The sequence below is a fragment of the Flavobacterium sp. K5-23 genome (genome assembly GCF_023278045.1).
Taxonomy (GTDB): domain Bacteria; phylum Bacteroidota; class Bacteroidia; order Flavobacteriales; family Flavobacteriaceae; genus Flavobacterium.
In genome coordinates this window covers 1717593-1737818 of record NZ_CP056783.1, presented here as the reverse complement: position 1 = coordinate 1737818, position 20226 = coordinate 1717593, and the positions used below count along the sequence as shown (strand labels likewise).

Here is a 20226-nt window from a genome sequence, read left to right as displayed (position 1 = left end):
TTTACATGGCGAATTTATACCAAAATTTTTAAACAGCAAAAAAATTATAAGTAATAGTTTTATCTAAGTTTTCGAAAATAAAAATCACATCAGATTTAGTGTTTCTATAATTTATAAAACTAGAAGCGGATGCTATTCTTGAAGAATATTCTCTATATAAATCCAGTTTAAATTCCCAATGGCACCTTAGATACATTTCTCTTTCCTGTGCCCGGTATGAATGATGAATTATAAATAATCTGTTTTGAATATTGTTTCTAACTCCACGACTTTGCTCTTCATAGAAAAAGTTAATCATTCTTGTCGGATCTTGCACTATTTCATTAATGTCGTTTCTGAACTTTAGAGGAATTACAGTTCCTTTCACATCAAATCGTAATTGTGAATTACCATTAAATTCAATATCATAAGCTTGGTCCCTAGAATTTGGGTTTTGAACCACGTTATGATTCAAATTAAAAATATACTCATCACATTGAGCGCATTTCCATAAAAACCATCTTCTTCGAAAATAATTTTTATCCTCTTCTTTAAAACTGGAAATTTGGATTTCCAAGTCGGAAAACGAATTAATCTGGAACATATTAATTTTATTATCGGTTCCATTATTTTGAACAAACCCCCAATTTAAAGGCACTATCTTAGCTAGTACCTTTAAATCATTAGAAAGTTGCTCATATTCGTTTTCTGTCATATAATATCAGTAAAAATTAATTCCAACTCTCTGTAACAACACTTCCGTGCTCTTCGTCTTTTACCACATTAATGCTGCGAGGAATTCGTTCTTGTAGCTCACCCACATGGGAAATAATCCCCACTATTCTGTTTTCTTTGTTAAGTGATTGCAGCGTTTCGAATACTACAGCGACACTTTCGGGATCTTGGGTACCAAAACCTTCATCAATAAAAAAGAAATTTTTGTCATTTTTATTTAATGATTGAACGCTTTCGGCCAAAGCCAAAGCCAAACATAAAGAGGCCTGAAATCCTTGTCCTCCAGATAGTGTTTTAGCGCTTCTTGAAGCTCCATTATTAAGATAATCAACAACTTCAAATTCGTTTGCACTATTGATGGTTAAGCTCAATTGATTTTTAGTCATTCGATGAAAACGAACATTGGCAGCATCGGATAAATTCTGTAAATAAATACTCGAAACATAATTCACAAAACCATTCCCACTGAACATATTTGCTAAAGTCCCTAAATTAGCATTTCTGGTTTCATACATTTTAAATTCAGATAAAAAAACTGCTTTTGCAGTAAACTCAGCTTTCATTCTATGTAAATCTCCTTGCAGGCTAGAACATTTCCCTAATTGAGTTTCCCTCTTTAGTTTACTCTCTTGAAATGCTAGTGTTTTTTTATCGAATTCTTCTTTATCAAAAATTTGATTCCCAACTAAATTTTGGGATTCAGTCACACCATTTATAGCAGTTTGCAAATCAATCGAAAATTGCCTTGTTTTGTTTTTTTCTAATTCTACATCCCATACTTTATTAAGAATTACTTGCACTGTTTCAACGGAATCAAATTGATGCGTTTTAAGCAATTCAATAATATTGGTTTGGGAATCTCTTACCAGTTTTTCACTTGCAACAGCTTGTAGATTTAGAGATTCTAAACTTCCATTTAAAGTAGCCAATTCTTGTTTTTGCAATCCAATCATATCAGCAGTGGATTGATACAATTTTTCTATTCGAATATTTTCCTGATTCAAAGCTGCTTTTTCAGCAGAAATACTTGCAATGGCAATTTGTTCATAATCAGAAAATGTAATAACTTTTAATTGTGATATTAAATTAGAAATGATTCCAGATTTTGTTGCTTTTTCAGTAGCATTAACCACTTTATTATTCCTTTGCCTATTTAATTCCCCAACTACTTCTTCCAGTGCTAACCTGATTTCTTTTTCCTTTAGCTCAGTATCACTAATCATTTTTTCTATGTTAGTTTGCTCCTCTTTTTTGGCGACAAAAAGGGAATCATCTTTACTTCCAAAATCAGTCCAAACAAATTTTGATAAATGACTTTTAACGTCATTATCTATTGACTCTTTTTCAGCAAGTACTGCTGCCAACTCTTTCTCTGAATGACCTAAAGAAAATGCCGCTTTTTCAGCTTTGGAAACAATACCAACAATTTCACTTTCCTTTTCTTCGGCTATTAAAATCGCTGCTACTACACTAGCTAACTGCTCCGTAACATCTTCCACATGCATTACGTTAGGGTGTTCCAGCGAACCACACAAAGGGCAGTTCTCTCCGTCATGAATAGTGTTAGAAAAACGGGCCAATTCCTTAGATACCAAAAGTTTTTTTTCAACGTCTTTTGCTTCCGCTTTCTCAAGTTTTAAAACATTTAGTTTGGAATCCAGTTCGTTTTTCCAAGATTGAATGGGCAAGTTCATTTCAATAAAAGTTGCTTTGTGTGAAGCTACGTCTCCTTGTATCGCTTTTATTTTATTCTCTTTCTCCCTTGTTTGCGTTTGTATTGAAACTTGCATATTATACCAGTTCCCAACCTCTAACAAAACCTTTGATTCCATTCGTTTTGGCTTCAAAGTATTCAATTCGGATTGAAGGATGGCAAGGGCTTGTTTTAACTCTTTATCTTTATTGTCAGTTACTATGAATAATTTATCCTCGCTTTTAATTATATCTTCAATTATGGCTACTTTCGACTGTAAATCCAGAATTTGAATGATGGAATCCAATTCGGAAACTTTATTTTTAGTTTTTTCTAAAGCAGTATATTGAGGCAGTAATTCTTTTAAAACCAACTCGCTTCTATCGATAGTTTCTTTAGCTATTTTCTTGTTTGTTTCAAGAAGGACACATCGTTCTTTAACTGCTTTTAGGTTCGTTTTTTCAGTTTCTAAATTATTTAAAACGCCTTTAAACACTTTCTCGGCCTTTTCAAATACATCAATTTCTACTTGTATGGAATCCATTGCGGGTTTTACAGATAGGAATCCCGAAAGCTGTTCTTTTCTTTTTGCTAATTCTTCAACATTAGTTTGCAATAAAGTTAGTTTTTTTACTTCTGATTCAATCAAAACAAATTCAGCTGAAAAGGTATTTAATTCGGCTTCCGCCAAAGTTACCTCAGCTTGTAAATTAACAATTGTTTCAGTAGTAACTCCTTCAAAACCGGACAATGCTCCTTTAAGAATATCTAGTTTTGACTTTGTGTCTTTAAGCAATGAACTTACTTTTCCACCCAAATCAAAATGCTCTAAATGAAAAATTTCTTTCATCATTTCAGATCGCTCTTTGCCTTTCAAGTCCAGAAATTCCTTGAACTTCCCTTGCGGAATAATAATGGTACGGCGAAAATTATCATAAGTCAGTCCTATTATTGTCGTAGCTATAGCAGAAGCCATAGGAATCCACTCCCCTTCTATCCATTCATATGCCATCCTCTCCACCGTTGTGGTTTCTTCAAAACGTTTTTTATTTCTTTTCCAATCGGCTACAAACTTGAATTTCCGTTCTTCAAAATTTAAAAATTCAAATTCGATATTTGCCCTATCTGATTTAAGGTTCAACATATTATAAGAACGCCTGTCCCTACTGTTTAAACGCTCCGTTTCTCCATATAACACAAATCCTATAGCTTCTAAAACAGAAGATTTACCAGATCCAACAGCGCCGAAAATTCCGAATAATCCAGCACTTGTCAATTCGGTAAAATCAATCGTTTGTTTCTTTTGATACGAATATAATCCCGTAACACTTAATTTTAATGGTAACATATGTTATCGTTTTTTATTCGTTTTCAACTTGAGTGCCAATAATTTCCTGAAATAAATCGATGAGTTCTTCATTAGGTTCTTGCTTGTATTTCGAAACAAAAAAATCATTAAAAAGCCCTTTAATGTCTTGGTCTAAATTTACTTTTACTCCTTGATTGGTATCCAAATTATCATTGGAAATAACTGGAATGATATGTATAATTCCATCGTGACTTTCGTGAATTCTTTTTAAATCCTGATTTGCTATAAAAGTGTCGCTTAATAAGGTGATTTCGACTAAACAATACGGGTTTTCTAATAACCAAGCAACAGTATCGTCAATAGAATCAAACCGTTTCCTATGAAGAACACGTCCTGAATGCAACTGAATATCCGTAAAACGAACCGCTTCATTTGGGTCTAAATCAAGGATCACTACTTTTTTTAGTTGACCAGCTTCCGAAAAACTATACGATAACGGACTACTTGAATAAACAACAGGGCTGGGATGTCCCCCAATGTTTTGAAAACGGTGCAAATGTCCCAAGGCTGTGTATTGTATTTGTTTCGGGATACAATCCGTGTAAACGATATCAGCATTTCCTATACGCAATGGTTTTTCACCATCAGGTTCTTCTAATATTTCACCGCCTCGTTTTAACATATATAAATGAGTCGTCAAAACATTAACTCCTTTATCATCACAATAGGTATCGGCCAATGTTTTCCATGAATTTTCTAGAAGTTGATTTAATTGCTCTTCTTTGTTTTCAGCACCCAGATATGTTTTTAACCGCAGTTCGTTTGCATAAGGAGTTGCAATAATTCGTATTGGAAAATCAAAATGAGGCAACTTAATTTCGAAAAAACCAGTTTCTGATTTCGTTATTTCGAAGCCATTTTCAATTACCATCTTAGAAATCATACTATCAGGATTACCCACAAATAGAATTCCACATTCTCTAGCCAAAGGATTTGGGGCATCAATCCGATCAGGACTGTCGTGATTTCCAGCAATTGCAATTACGGGTCGTTTCCCATTATTAGTTAGTCTCTTCAATGTTTTATACAACAAATCAATAGCCTCAACTGGTGGATTGAAAGTGTCAAATAAATCACCCGCCACAACTACTACGTCTACATTTTGCTCATCAGCAATTTGACAAATTTCATTTAAAACTTCTTTCTGTTCTTCCAAACGTGAAAAATGGTCTAATCTCTTTCCCAAATGCCAATCGGCAGTGTGTAAAATCCTAACACTCATACTTGTATTATTTTATAAAATTTTAATATCTACTATTTATTCGAAGATAAAATGTTTAAACTGGAATATTGGTTTTTGTTCAATTAATCAATAGTTGTATTTGTTCGAAAACAACAATTACATAAAGTATTATTAATTACTTCATTCAATAAATTGTCTGTCAAATATGTGATTTAAAATCTGCCTATACAATACCCACTTTTAATGATATTAAACGTAACGAAACCTATTTCATTTCAAAATAACTCTATTTCGAAACCATTTTAATGTCCAACTTTAAAACAGGAGTAAACATAAACTATAAAAGGAGACCTACTTTATGTCTTTCCGTAAAAAAGGAAAACTTTTTTTAAAATTCATTTAAATAGTAATCTACTATTTAGTTTTCAATTGAAAATCCAGCTAATTGGAATTATTAGCACCTAAAAAGTCTTAATGTCCTTTATGTCGAATAATGGAAATAGAACAATTCTGTAATTCCATTTATTAAGTTTGAGAAAGCTTTTTTTGTTTTCATAACCCTTTTTAAAACCTCTTTTTCAAGAAGTTCACTTCTAAAAAACAAGACAAATTATTATGTAAGTAAGTCGAAAGTTTAAACGTCATAAAGTCAAAAGGAGCAATATTGTAAACAGTAGTTTAAAATCAATCTGCTGCGTCATTTTGTCTAATTTTAAAAGACGACATTATATAATGGTTGTTACTTATTATTTCTAGTATTAAAAAATCCAACATTATACCACTTATCTTACGTTAGTACAAACACTTGTGCATTTCATCGATTTTATATGCTTTTTAACGAACTGATATCTTAAATCAACTAATTTTGATATCTATAAATATCAGTACAATCACATCTGTACGATAGAGATTATTAAAATATTTTTTCTAAAAGAACAAGTTTATTGTGTCTTATTAAAATAAATTTATTCCTCTCTATTTTACTTTATCGTTAAAAATATAATTTTTAATAAATAACAAATAAAGGTTAACCTACTATTTATGATTGTGTTTATTTATAATATAACGTAGAATTATTTATCCTATTTAGCCCCATAACTATGCATAAAACTACTCTATTCGAAAAATATTACGGCTTAACTATGTTAATTTTAGTTGTAACTAGTCAAATTAATGCGCAAACATTGACTACTCCTCAGGTTTCTTTTACGCAAAGGACTTCGTCTGCCACTCCTACCAAAACGGTTTATAACGTCAAGGGTGATTTTACGCTAATTGGTAATACCAACTTAACTCTTGTTAATTACAGCAATACAGTTAATAATGAAGGTAATTCGATGAAATACGTCGATATTGATGGTAATTCTTCTACTTTAAACTCTTCAATGGCAACTCTTGAACTTTCTAACTCAGGAGAAAATGGCTCTATCCAAAATTGTTCAACAATTATTTTTGCTGGACTATATTGGACTGGAAAATCAAATGATGCTAGTGAGACATTTTCTGTCACCAAAGGTTCCGTTACTAAAAATTATGACAAAAAAGTAGTTTCTTTAAAGGGACCAGGTGCAACTACTTATACATCAATCACAGCAAAACCTATAGGACCAAATTATGAAATCCGTTTTCCAGGAGCTGCTCAAAGCGGAATTTTTATTGGTTATCAGGAAATTACTGATTATGTAAAAACACATGGGCCAGGGGCTTACACCGTTGCGGATATTGCTTTAACCGAAGGAACTAATGCTAATCCAGGTTTTTCTGGTGGCTGGGTTATGATAGTTATATATGAAAACCAAATAATGAAAAGTCGTGCAATAACTCTTTTTGATGGTTATGCTTATGTAAACGGTCAACGCTCTGGAGGAGGTGAATTTGGAACAATTCCTATTTCAGGATTTACAACTGTTGCTGCTGGTCAAGTAAATATGAAACTAGGCGTAATTGCAGCTGAAGGAGATGTAGCAACAAATTCTGGAAGTGATTATTTAGCAGTTCAAAAACTTAATGCTAATCCTGCTGAATATAACAATACTAATTATTTGACATTAAATCATGCAGGGAATTCAACAGATAACTTCTTCAATTCTTCTATATTTCCAGTGCCAGCGATAGGCAAAAGCAACCCCATTTTAAAAAACAATACTGGAGTAGATTTCAGTATGTTTACTATTCCGAATCCAGGAAATTCAGTAATTGGAAACAATCAAACCTCTACCACTTTTAGATTTGGATCTACTTATGAAGTATATACTATTTTCGGTTTCGCAATGTCAGTAGATGCTTATGTTCCAGAACCTGAAGGCGTATTAATTGTAAACTCTATAGATAATGTTACAAATCCTCCACAGCCCTATTCAGTGTTGCCTGGTAAGGAAATATCATACACACTTAACATTAAAAATAAAGGGACCGAAGCTATTAATAATAATATAGTTACCATTCCAATTTCAAATATTATAAATTTTGTAGTATCAAGTATTTCATTTACAAAAAGTGCAACGGTAACAACAACAAATGTTCCGTACTATGATTCAGGTACACAATCTATAATATGGAACATGGGAACATTACCACTTCCTGTAAATCCCGAAGATTTATTGGCAACAATTACCTTTAAAGTAAGAGCAACAGACGATTGTGCTATTATCATTAATAATAGTTGCACCTCAGTAATTTCAGTAAGCGGAACGCTTAGTGGTGTTGGCGCTATTTCTGGTGTTTCAACTACTAAGGCAATATTCAAGGGTTTTGACAACTCCACAGGATGTCAAATTCCCATTACATCTCCCACAACTGTTACTTTAGACAATTCCGGCAGTCCATGTTTTACTGCACTGGCAGGCCCTGATCAAGTTGTGTCTTGTGGAGGGGAAATTGTTTATTTATCCGCAACATCAGGGACTAGTGGTATTTGGACAATTGTTAGTGGTCCTTCAGGAGGAGGAGAAGTATTTTCAAATAACACTAGCACTAGCTCTACTTTTTATAGTCCTAATGTAGGTCCTTATCTATTAAGATGGACAACAAGTTGTGCCGGCACTATAGATGACGTTTTAGTGACTTTTGTCAATTGTAACATATTGAATTTTGATGGTATTGATGACAATGTTACTTTTAAAAATAATTATAGTTTGAGTTCAGGTTCGTTCAGTGTAGAAACATGGATAAAATCAAATGCAATAAATAACAACATCCAAACTATTTTTTCTAAACGTAATGGTACAAGTACAGCTGATGGATATGATTTAAAATTAGTGAATAACATCATCTCTTTTAACTGGAATGGAAATTCTATTGCATCTACTTACCCTATAAATTCCGACAGATGGTATCATATTGCTGTTACATTTAACGGTACAAGTTATAAATTATATATTGATGGAATAGCAGTAAAAACAGCCGTTACCGGAGTTAATCCTATATCAAGCAATAGTGCTAATTGCATTTTAGGAGCAATGGATCAATCAAATGGTATCCCTTTTAACTATTTTAATGGATGGATGGATGAGCTGCGAATTTGGAAAGTCGAATTGACGATTAATCAAATTCGTCAAATGATGAACCAAGAAATCCAAAACAATGGAGGAAATGTCAAAGGATCAATTGTACCATTAGATGTTCCTGGACTAGCTTGGACCAATCTAGATGGGTATTACCAAATGAAAGAATCAACAGATATCGTTAACGGATATGTATTAGGCAAAACTATAACAACGATTAACGGTAAGTTAAGAAACATTGGTACGCAACAACCTGAAACAGCACCTTTACCTTATACTACTAGAATAAGTGACCAAGATTGGTCAACAGATGACACTTGGACAAACTTTCCAGTTTGGGATGCTCCTAATAGTGTCGCAATTGATGGATCTACACGAATTGATTGGAACATCGTAAGAACTACTCACAATGTTAATTCAGTGGGAAATAAAACAGTGTTAGGATTATTAGTAAACAGCAACACGTTAACTGCTAATAATAATTCTAAGATTGAAGTTTCCCATTATTTAAAACTGGATGGAAAAATAGACCTTGTGGGAATGTCACAATTAATTCAAACTGAAGGAAGTGAATTAGACGTAACAAGTGGCGGTTCAATAGAAAGAGATCAACAGGGACAGTCAAACAAATACAACTACAATTATTGGTCGTCTCCTGTAAGTCCAATAAACACAACTGCAAACAATACAGATTATACTGTTGGAAATATTCTCAGAGACGGTACAGATCCAATTAATCCAAAGATTATAAACTGGGTAGGAGGTTACGATGGTGCACCTACAAATCCTATAAGTTTAGCAAGGTATTGGATATATAAATTTGATGATTATGGAAATGCTTACGCAAATTGGAATCAAATAGGCGAAACAGGTTCCTTACGCGTGGGGCAAGGATTCACGCTCAAAGGAAGTGGAGCGGCAGGAACTACTCAAAATTATACTTTTGTGGGAAAACCTAATAATGGAACTATAAACACAAATAGTGTTGGTTCAGAAGATTTATTGTTGACTGGAAACCCGTATCCTTCTGCTCTAGACGCAACTGCATTTATAAACGACAATATAAATTCTATTGAAGACGGAACATTGTATTTCTGGGAACATTACACCACTAATAACACCCATATTTTGAGAGATTACCAAGGGGGTTATGCTGTGCGCAATTTATCTGGTGGTACACCGCCATCAGCAATAGGAGTAGATTTTATAAGCGGATTGGGATCTTCAACAAAAACACCTGGCCAATTCATACCCATTGGGCAAAGCTTTTTCGTGGAAGGAAAAGTTGGTTCTGGCGGACCTATCATTTATAAAAACAGTCAAAGAGCATTTGTAAAAGAAGATCATACTTCATCGAATATGATGAGTAAAATAATTAAAGACCCGAAAAAGGATAAATATTGGACAAATAATCAAAGTGATAAAATAGTTAAAGATAATTATAAAAGAATTCGACTAGGGTATAATTCAGAAAATGGCTATCATAGACAAGTCCTCTTGGCATTTATGAATGAAAAGGCAACTTCTGAAATGGATTATGGATATGATGGCGCTAACTTTGATGATTTCCCTTCCGACATGTATTTATTAAACGGTGAAAATGAATTAGTGATTTCTGGAGAAGGATTTTTCGACAAAAATGCAATATACCCTATAGGGGTTAAAGCGGATAAAGAAGGGAAAGTAACATTTATGATAGACGCACTTGAAAATTTTGATTCAAAACAACATATATATATTCATGACAATGAAAACAATAGTTATCACGACATTAGAACCGAAAAATATGAGGTTGTATTGAAATCAGGAAAAAACAATAGTCGTTTTTCTCTAAGGTTCATTGACAAGACATACGACTTTGTTGAAAAAAACACAACCGCCTTTATTAAAATCACATATCTGCAAGATAAAAACTTAATAATTATAAAGAACAATATAAAAGATGAAATAATCCAAACTGTTAACTTATATAATAATAATGCCCAATTTATTATGACATGGGAAATGGATAATCAAGAACAGGAATACATACAATTACCAATTAAAAGAGTAAACCCAGGTTTGTATATTATAAAAGTAAAAACTTCAAAAAGGGATTACAGTAAAAAAATTATAATTCAATAGAATCAAATAATTTTAAACAATTCCTTTAAAATCTAAAACAGTCTTCAAAAAGTAAATCTATTTGAAGACTGTTTTTTTTTTTAAAATATAATCAATAAAACAATAAGCATAATTAAACTTGCAGGATTCAAGTTCCCAATAACTTATTGTTTAACCCTATTTTTAGGTGTTTCAAAATTAAATCTACTTGAAATACAAAATGATTTAGAAAAGGCAATTTTTCAAAAAGTGTCCTTATTTAACATAAGCGTTAAAAAACATTTCACGTTGGGAATTTAATGCACTAAGAAATCTTCAGTTAACTGTTTCTAATTTAAGCACTGGAATATCCAAAACCCAAATTCAAACTTTAAAAGGATTCTTCTAAAAAAAATCGTCATTAATTGATTATACTTAGAAGCCACAAACAAATTATAACACCTTCTATATCACATCCTTACACAACTTCCCGAATTCAAACTTAAGATTTATATACATTAACTACATTTTTGAGTCGTGTTTTATGATGTAATATCTTATGTTATTAGTTATTTTAAGCACTTTATCGATTAATTAAAGCCTTTAACCTAAAAATATAACACGTAAATAAATTTTATGTATATATTTGATAGTAAATACATTACAAACTAAAACAGAAAAATAAATGCCACAAAAAAATAAAACTGTTTAATACCACCTACACGATAGCAGTTTATTATTAATAGATTATTAACTATTTTTAATATATCATAATTACCCCAAATAACTATGAAGAAAACTACTTTGTTCGAAAAAAATTACGGCTATTCATTAATAAGCTTTTTATACTTTCCATTCATAAATATTGCGCAAAAAAGAGCCCCTTATATTCAAAGATCCGCTACTGCAATTCCTTCTGAAGTTATATACAACCTAGAGGTTGATTATATAATTGGATTAACTTTTTCTACTAAACTATTTAGGCAATATGTGCAATTAGGAAATATATTTTTGTAGAAAGGAAAAGAACTCTACATCTATATTACAAACCTCTAAACATCAAATAAAGAAACAGTCATCCTTAACAGAAGTGAATTTAAAACAAAAACTGGCAAAAAAGAGAGAGACTCAGAAAAGGAGAAGCCTATTTTAATAAAAAAAAAGTAGTTCATCGATAGATAAAACAAGTTCATCGAAAAAGTGTGTTGTTTTTATGATAAAACCATATAAATAACTAACTTTAAGACAGATATAACCCCAAATTAAAATTAAATTGTCGAAAAAATATTGTTTTGACAATAACCTATGTTATATTTTTTGATTAAAAATTTCAAAAATCATCCTTACTTTATTATAAGGTTGATTTATTTTTAATTACCAATAATACCACTACAACAAACATTATTTAACTTCTAAAATTGCCATAGTTTATGCTGTGTACAATTTTTAAAATATTAAATGCATGCCATTAAAGAGTGAATATTATGAAAAAAAACTACTTCTTTATAATTTTATTGTTACTAACATCATTTTACGGTTTTGGGCAGTGTGGTGATGGAATAGGTCCAGTATTATCAGGTGTTCCAGTTAGTACCACAGTAGAATGTCCAAATATACCAACTGTAGCAACTGTTACAGCAACTGATGTATGTGATGCATCAAGTCCTGTTGTCAATTTTTCAGAAATAATTGATACAGGAGTCTGTCCTAATACTTATACTATAACACGCACATGGACAGCTACAGATTCAGAATCTAATATAACTAGTGCTTCTCAAATAATTACCGTTGATGACCAAACGGCTCCTGTAATCACTAGCATACCAGCCAATACTACTGTAAGTTGTGCTGCTAATGTTCCAGCAACTAATATTGGAGCGGTTGTAGCAAATGATACTTGTGGAGGAACAATTACAATTACAGTTGCTTCAGATGTTATTTCTAGCCAAACATGCGCAAATAGATATACCATCACACGTACTTATACAGCAACAGATGTTTGTGGCAACAACTCCAGTGCTTCTCAAACCATTACCGTTGATGACCAAACGGCTCCTGTAATCTCTAGCATACCAGCCAACACTACTGTAAGTTGTGCTGCTAATGTTCCAGCAACTAATATTGGAGCGGTTGTAGCAAATGATACTTGTGGAGGAACAATTACAATTACAGTTGCTTCAGATGTTATTTCTAGCCAAACATGCGCAAATAGATATACTATCACACGTACTTATACAGCAACAGATGTTTGTGGCAACAACTCCAGTGCTTCTCAAACCATTACCGTTGATGACCAAACGGCTCCTGTAATCTCTAGCATACCAGCCAACACTACTGTAAGTTGTGCTGCTAATGTTCCAGCAACTAATATTGGAGCGGTTGTAGCAAATGATACTTGTGGAGGAACAATTACAATTACAGTTGCTTCAGATGTTATTTCTAGCCAAATATGCGCAAATAGATATACCATCACACGTACTTATACAGCAACAGATGTTTGTGGCAACAACTCCAGTGCTTCTCAAACCATTACCGTTGATGACCAAACGGCTCCTGTAATCTCTAGCATACCAGCCAACACTACTGTAAGTTGTGCTGCTAATGTTCCAGCAACTAATATTGGAGCGGTTGTAGCAAATGATACTTGTGGAGGAACAATTACAATTACAGTTGCTTCAGATGTTATTTCTAGCCAAACATGCGCAAATAGATATACCATTACACGTACTTATACAGCAACAGATGTTTGTGGCAACAACTCCAGTGCTTCTCAAACCATTACCGTTGATGACCAAACGGCTCCTGTAATCTCTAGCATACCAGCCAACACTACTGTAAGTTGTGCTGCTAATGTTCCAGCAACTAATATTGGAGCGGTTGTAGCAAATGATACTTGTGGAGGAACAATTACAATTACAGTTGCTTCAGATGTTATTTCTAGCCAAACATGCGCAAATAGATATACCATCACACGTACTTATACAGCAACAGATGTTTGTGGCAACAACTCCAGTGCTTCTCAAACCATTACCGTTGATGACCAAACGGCTCCTGTAATCTCTAGCATACCAGCCAACACTACTGTAAGTTGTGCTGCTAATGTTCCAGCAACTAATATTGGAGCGGTTGTAGCAAATGATACTTGTGGAGGAACAATTACAATTACAGTTGCTTCAGATGTTATTTCTAGCCAAACATGCGCAAATAGATATACCATCACACGTACTTATACAGCAACAGATGTTTGTGGCAACAACTCCAGTGCTTCTCAAACCATTACCGTTGATGACCAAACGGCTCCTGTAATCTCTAGCATACCAGCCAACACTACTGTAAGTTGTGCTGCTAATGTTCCAGCAACTAATATTGGAGCGGTTGTAGCAAATGATACTTGTGGAGGAACAATTACAATTACAGTTGCTTCAGATGTTATTTCTAGCCAAACATGCGCAAATAGATATACCATCACACGTACTTATACAGCAACAGATGTTTGTGGCAACAACTCCAGTGCTTCTCAAACCATTACCGTTTATGACCAAACGGCTCCTGTAATCACTAGCATACCAGCCAACACTACTGTAAGTTGTGCTGCTAATGTTCCAGCAACTAATATTGGAGCGGTTGTAGCAAATGATACTTGTGGAGGAACAATTACAATTACAGTTGCTTCAGATGTTATTTCTAGCCAAACATGCGCAAATAGATATACCATTACACGTACTTATACAGCAACAGATGTTTGTGGCAACAACTCCAGTGCTTCTCAAACCATTACCGTTGATGACAATACAAAACCAACAGTAACAGCACCTACCCCAACCTCCTTACAATGCTCTAGCAATTTACCTACAGCAGTAGCAACCATTAGCGCATTTAATAGTTTATTGGGAGCTAATGCTTCAGATAATTGTACCGCCACAGCTAGCCTTACCGTAACATCATCTACTGGTAGTTTGGCGGGACAAAGCTATAATGGTACAATAACAAGGACATATACCATAACCGATGCTTGCGGAAACTTTACTGATGTCAACCATATATTTAATATCAATGACAATACAGTACCATCTATTACTTGTCCTATAAATAAAACTGCCAATACCAGTGCGAACGGAACAGGAGACTGTTCTACAACAGTAAACCTTGACACTCCTACTGCATTAGACAATTGTACCACAGTCGGAAACTTAATTATTACAGCAAAAGTTGGCGGTGTTATCATAAACCCATCTACATATTTATTTGGCACGGGAAACACAACCGTGGTATGGACTGCTACTGACCAAAATGGAAATATTTCCACACCCTGCAATCAAACTGTTACAGTAACAGATAATGAAATTCCAACAGCCTCTAACCCTGCTCCAATTGTAGCATCAGGATCTGCACCAGCACCAGATATCACAGTAGTTATTAATGAAGCAGATAATTGTACTGCAAATCCAGTGGTAGCTTTTGTTAGCGATACACCATCTGGCTCTTGTCCTGTAATAATAACTAGAATTTATAAGGTAACTGATAATGCAGGAAATAGCATAAATGTCGCACAAACTATAACAGTTAACGATGCTATAAAACCTATAGCAAAATGTATTGGTGATAATACACTTGTTGTCACTTTAGATGGCATTACAGGAAAAGCAACAATTTTAGCTAGTCAAATAAATAATGGTTCTACTGATAATTGTGGATCTATAACACTTAGCCTTGATAAGTACACGTTTGGTTGTAATGACATTGGTGTTCAAAATGTAGCATTAACAGTAACAGATAGTCAAGGCAATACAGCTTTATGCTCTACTAAAATCAGAATAGATGCTCCTACTATTAATAGTGGAACACTTACTGGTTATAATGTTCAAACACAAACAGTTGCTAATGCTTCTAATATAATAGAAATAACAGCTTGTCCTGTCGATATTAATGGCAATACTATACAACAAGATGTAACTCTAAAATTGAATATAAATCCTGCATTGGCTAGCAGCATAAACCGTTGGGAGTTTTCCACTAATGGCGGGATTACTTGGTCAACAATTATTGGCACAACTAACACAACTACCACATACACCGTTATGAATGTTCTAGTTACTACTTTGGTAAGAGCTGTAATAAATGTAGGTGATTGTTTAGGGTTTTCACCAATTGCAATAATAACAGTTATACCGCCAGATATCCCCCCAACCATTATAAATGGTACAGAATATAATGTTATTTGCTTAGGAGCTTCTGTATCAGTAGTGGTAGAAAGTGAATATGGTGTTAATTTAGCATTTAACGAAGGTGGCTTGTTTAATACTGCTAATCTGAATAATTTAGGATGGCAAGTAGATGGTGAAGCTGAAATGTCCGCTGGAGGAGATAATGGTCAAAGTACTTATTGGAAAGAAACCAACGGGCCTAAAAATTATAATGGGCGTTGCTATGACACTACCGATAATACAAAATTTGCCGTCGTAGCCGGAATTCCACAATATGTAAACCAACCAAACAATGTACATACTATTACTCCTTTATCAACATTGGAAACGCCTATTTTTAATACACTTGGCTTAACCACTGCGCATTTAGAATTTGACCAAGCCTATTTTTTAGAAGCTGGAGCTTGGGTCAAAATAGAAATATCTGTTGATGGTGGCGCAAGTTATGGTGTAATTCTAAATCCAGGAGCCGCCTATAACTATACTGGACCAAGCAATACTGGTTTTGCTACAAATACCCCTGGTTTTACAGGACCTTGTAAAACCAGTTTAGGAACCAAACTTGACAAACATGTATCTATTGATTTACAAGAATATATAGGATTAACCGGTCTAAGAATTAAATTTACATACTCTGGAACCACAAATAGCGTTTGGGCTATAGATAATGTAGAGATTCCAGACAATCCTATTGACGAAGTGATTGAATGGACTGATGATTATGGTGTAGTAGTCGCTACAGGTTCAACGGTATCCATAAAACCCGTGACTCCAGGGATACAAAATTATGGTGCAACATCGTTAATTAATGGATGTAGAAGTGACGATATAGCAGGTACTGAATTTATCAAAATAGATGCCACGTTATCTTATGCAGGGGATAATTTAGTCCCTATTGTTGGTGAATGTGGTGAAGACACAGTAACTTTATCAGCTTACGACAATACCATTAGTGCTCAACAAAATTATAACAAAGGCGTTTACAAAAACAATTATAAAGTTCCTAACATAGTACCTATATCTCCAGATTACCCTCCAACGGGTAAAATTGGAACTTGGAGTGTAGCTATTGCACCTATTGCATGTACTGGCACCACTACATTTTCTAATATAAATGATCCTAATGCAACATTTACGGGAAAACCTGGAACATATAAACTAGCATGGACTGTCAACGGATGTGTGAGTACTGTAGACGTAACTATTAACAGTTGCGATCAAATTGATTTTGACGGTGTAAATGACTACATCACTTTTAAAGATAATTATGACAGAACAGGCCCATTTAGCATAGAGATGTGGATAAAATCTGGTGACCTAACAGGGACACAGAGTCTCTTATCTAAACGCGATGCTAATAATTTAGCTTCTGGATATGATTTAAGATTGAATGGAGGCTTAGTCGAATTTCGTTGGGGTTCTACTAATTATATATCAAGTAATGCTATAGATGCAACAACATGGCATCATATTGCAGTAACTTTTAATGGTAGCACCTATAAATTATATATGGATGGTGTTGAAAAAGCAAGTGCAAATGGCATTGCCCCTACTGATAATAGTATGCAATGTATATTGGGAGCAATGGACCAAATAGGCAATCTGGATGTGAATGGTAAACCTACTAAAAAACCTATTAACTATTACCATGGTTGGATCGATGAATTGAGAATTTGGAACAAGGCACTTAATATAGAACATATACGTCAAATGATGAATCAAGAGATAAAACTTGACGGGGGTGATAATGTGATGGGGGAAATAATACCTATAAAAATTTACGGCCCTGATTTAACACAAAACGGCACCGATAATGACCCTTTATTATGGTCAGATTTAGATGGCTATTATCGTATGACTGTAAATTGTGGTTACTTATCTCCATCTAAAGGTAGCCTTAATGGTAGATTAAGAAATATTTATTCACCTCAACAAGAAACAGCACCTTTACCCTACAAATCAGCAAATGATGGTGTATGGAGTAATAATAACACATGGGCGCAACCAGTAGTTTGGTACACACCAAATAGCACAGTTTATGGAACTCAAATTGATTGGAATATAGTTCAATCATCACATAATATAAGTTCCGGGGATAAAGATATTACAGTTTTAGGTTTACTTTCAACTGCTGGCAGGTTAACAATTGCTGATCCTACAGTCACCACTCCTATTGAAAAAAATGACGGCCAAGGCTTATGGATTACCCATTATTTAAAACTGGATGGTTCTATTGATCTGGTGGGAGAATCACAATTAGTGGAAAAGAGATACACACCAACCCAGTTCAGCGAAAGTATTTTGGCTGAAAGCAGTATAGGATATATTGAGCGTGACCAACAAGGTAAAAAGAACAGTTTCAATTACAATTATTGGTCATCGCCCGTAAGTACTATTCAAGGGGTCATCAATAATACGTCCCACTCCATTGCTGGTATTTTAAGGGACGGAAAAACTTCTGCCACTCCGATAGCTATCAATTTTGGTGGTGGTGCTTATTATGCTGATACAGCAGCTGTCATTCCTACAGACCCAATAAAAATCAGCAACCGTTGGATATGGTCTTACAACGCTGCAATAGTAGATGGAGATGATTGGGGAAATTATTTCCAATGGAATTTTATACAAAGCTTTGGTCTACTAAAAGTTGGGGAAGGATTTACTATGAAAGGTAGCGGAGGGGAAGCTCTGATTTATGAAACTCAAAATTATGTTTTTATTGGAAAACCAAATTCTGGGACAATAACATTAAATATGATCAAAGACAATAGTTATTTAATCGGAAATCCTTATCCATCAGCTCTTGATGCCGATGAATTTATAAAAGATAATATTAAAGAAACAATCAATAATAAAGTTGGAAGAAACACCGAAAATAGATTCAGTGGGGCAATTTACTTCTGGGATCATTTTGGGGTTTCAAATAATCACAATCTAGCTGAATATCAAGGAGGTTATGCTACTTATAGTTTAGCTGGTGGTGTAAAAGCTATTAATGACAGTCCTTTGACTGTAAATGATGGAGCACTCGGGTCAAAAGCGCCAGAACGTTACATCCCCGTAGCTCAAGGATTTTTTATTGATGGTTATTTAGACTCCGCTATAGGAGAAATGCTAGGTACTGTTGTTGGAGGTGATGTAGTATTCAAAAATAGTCAACGTGTATTTGTCAGAGAAACTACGGCAAGTTCATTATTTATGAAATCAAGTGGAACTAAAAAAACTATAACGCAAGAGATAACGGACACTCGGCTAAAAATCAGATTGGGTTTTGACTCTGCTGTGGGTGCGCATCGTCAACTTTTAGTTACTGTAGATAGCAACACAACCAATCAATTTGATATTGGTTATGACGCTCCAATGTTTGACACGAATGATAATGATATGTTCTGGGATATTAGTAATAGTCAGTTTGTGATTCAAGCGGTTCCAAACTTTAATGATGATCAAATAATCCCTATGGGTATTATTGTGGCTAATGAAGGTAAATCGACTATCAAAATAGACGCCTTAGAAAACATACCCAATACTCTCGAAATTTATATATATGATAATGTAACTGGAATTTATCATGACATCAAAAACAATGATTATACTATATCACTCCCAATAGGCGAGTATAACAATCGATTTTCATTGCAATTTGTAAACAAACTATATGATGTTGACAAAACCAATTTGGATGATGGAATTATAGTGTATTACACCAATAACAATAAAGTACTAAACATCAAGAATAATTTCATTGATGCCACGGTAAACGCAGCATCTCTTTTCAATATATTAGGCCAATCTTTGGAGGATTGGGAAATAGAGGATATAAAACAAAACAACATTCAGATTCCAATTAATAATAAAGCCTCAGGGATCTATATTGTAAAAATAAAAACTTCCAAAGGGGAATTTGGAAAGAAAATAATAATTCGTTAAACACTTCCCAAACATTTCATAAACGAAAACGCCTCATTCAATGAGGCGTTTTATATATATTGAAAACTCTATTTAAACTTATTTGGCTCTAACACTCCATTCAAAATCCATTTCAGAAACCTGAACTCCTTTTTCGTCTGTTCCAATGGATTTCATCCAAAACGTCTGCCCTTCTCCAGTTGCAATTGTTTCTTGAATAGCTTTTTCAATCAAATGTCCATCATTACAAGCGAAAGTGATTCTTCCTGTTGCTTTCTTTGTAAAACTACTTTTATTATTAGCCACCAACATAGAAATCTTTTTTCCGCTTTTTTCAATCTGATACATTACTAATGCACCTGTTGATAGTTCGGCGGCCATAGCCTGCACTGCAAAATACATAGAATTGAATGGATTTTGATTAATCCATCTGTGCTTTACTGAAACAACACAACGTGTTTCATCTAATTCTTTTACTCGAACCCCACATATAAATGCTGATGGCAATTTGAATAATAAAAATTTATTTAGTTTGCTAACTGTAATCTTCATAATCAATCTGTTTTTTG

Annotated in this window: 6 protein-coding genes; 2 read left to right on the top strand and 4 right to left on the bottom strand. The window is 33.9% G+C overall.

The annotated features are described in order from the left end of the window. Nucleotides 1-28: 28 nt before the first annotated feature. From FLAK523_RS07635 to FLAK523_RS07625, 3 genes are read right to left on the bottom strand one after another with little or no spacing between them, the layout of a single operon-like run. On the bottom strand, nucleotides 29-694 hold the full coding sequence (locus FLAK523_RS07635) for a hypothetical protein (RefSeq protein WP_248908025.1): 666 nt from the start codon (nucleotides 692-694) through the stop codon (nucleotides 29-31). 16 nt (nucleotides 695-710) lie between these two features. Further along, nucleotides 711-3755, bottom strand: coding sequence for an AAA family ATPase (locus FLAK523_RS07630; RefSeq protein WP_248908024.1), 3045 nt, complete (start codon nucleotides 3753-3755; stop codon nucleotides 711-713). 13 nt (nucleotides 3756-3768) lie between these two features. Continuing rightward, nucleotides 3769-4998: an exonuclease SbcCD subunit D gene (locus FLAK523_RS07625; RefSeq protein WP_248908023.1), complete on the bottom strand. Its 1230-nt coding sequence runs from the start codon at nucleotides 4996-4998 to the stop codon at nucleotides 3769-3771. Between the two features lie 1061 nt (nucleotides 4999-6059). Between FLAK523_RS07625 and FLAK523_RS07620 the strand changes: the two genes are divergently transcribed. After that, nucleotides 6060-10586 (top strand): LamG-like jellyroll fold domain-containing protein, encoded by a 4527-nt coding sequence (locus FLAK523_RS07620; protein ID WP_248908015.1) that lies wholly within the window; start codon nucleotides 6060-6062, stop codon nucleotides 10584-10586. 1442 nt (nucleotides 10587-12028) lie between these two features. Further along, nucleotides 12029-19678 carry a LamG-like jellyroll fold domain-containing protein gene (locus FLAK523_RS07615; protein ID WP_248908014.1) on the top strand — a complete coding sequence of 2550 codons (7650 nt, stop codon included), beginning with the start codon at nucleotides 12029-12031 and terminating at the stop codon, nucleotides 19676-19678. A gap of 78 nt (nucleotides 19679-19756) precedes the next feature. On the opposite strand, the gene FLAK523_RS07610 is transcribed toward FLAK523_RS07615, so the two are convergent. After that, on the bottom strand, nucleotides 19757-20209 hold the full coding sequence (locus tag FLAK523_RS07610) for a DUF4442 domain-containing protein (protein ID WP_248908013.1): 453 nt from the start codon (nucleotides 20207-20209) through the stop codon (nucleotides 19757-19759). Between the last annotated feature and the right edge of the window lie 17 nt (nucleotides 20210-20226).

Excerpts from the sequence above, each read along its gene's own strand:
- FLAK523_RS07625 (WP_248908023.1), bottom strand. The coding sequence starts at position 4,998 with ATGAGTGTTAGGATTTTACACACTGCCGATTGGCATTTGGGAAAGAGA.
- FLAK523_RS07610 (WP_248908013.1), bottom strand. The coding sequence starts at position 20,209 with ATGAAGATTACAGTTAGCAAACTAAATAAATTTTTATTATTCAAATTG.
- FLAK523_RS07635 (WP_248908025.1), bottom strand. The coding sequence starts at position 694 with ATGACAGAAAACGAATATGAGCAACTTTCTAATGATTTAAAGGTACTA.
- FLAK523_RS07630 (WP_248908024.1), bottom strand. The coding sequence starts at position 3,755 with ATGTTACCATTAAAATTAAGTGTTACGGGATTATATTCGTATCAAAAG.
- FLAK523_RS07620 (WP_248908015.1), top strand. The coding sequence starts at position 6,060 with ATGCATAAAACTACTCTATTCGAAAAATATTACGGCTTAACTATGTTA.
- FLAK523_RS07615 (WP_248908014.1), top strand. The coding sequence starts at position 12,029 with ATGAAAAAAAACTACTTCTTTATAATTTTATTGTTACTAACATCATTT.